The organism is Salinimicrobium oceani, assembly GCF_012037645.1.
Window position 1 is genome coordinate 1 of record NZ_JAAVJR010000512.1, and the last position, 480, is coordinate 480.

The 480-nt window shown below is 43.1% G+C and carries 1 protein-coding gene; it reads left to right on the forward strand.

What is annotated here, in order from left to right; genetic code table 11:
* Positions 1–480, forward strand: a 480-nt coding sequence (locus HC175_RS17990) for a UDP-2,3-diacylglucosamine diphosphatase (RefSeq protein WP_168139630.1), incomplete at both ends; no start/stop codon positions are given.

The following is a 480-nucleotide window of genomic DNA, read 5'->3' on the forward strand; positions in this document are numbered from 1 at the left end:
TGTTGCATGGCTCGATGAGGTGAGCCAGGATGCCGCAGCAATTTTCCTGTTAGGGGATCTCTTCGACTTTTGGTTTGAGTATAAGCATGTGGTACCTAAGGGTTTTGTGCGAGTTCTGGGAAAACTGGCTCAGCTTAGAGACCGGGGAATTCCCCTCTACTTTTTTGTAGGCAACCATGATCTGTGGATGAATGACTATTTTGAAAAAGAACTGAATATTCCTGTTTTTCGCAGGCCTAAGGAATTTATCTTCAACGACAAAAAATTCCTGATAGGTCACGGGGACGGACTTGGCCCCGGAGACAAAGGCTTTAAAAGGATGAAAAAGGTCTTTACCAATCCCTTTGCTAAATGGCTTTACCGTTGGTTGCATCCGGATATTGGTATGCCATTGGCTCAATATTTTTCAGTTAAAAACAAAGCAATTTCAGGAGAGGAAGATGTAAAATTCATGGGGGAGGAGAAAGAATGGCTCATACA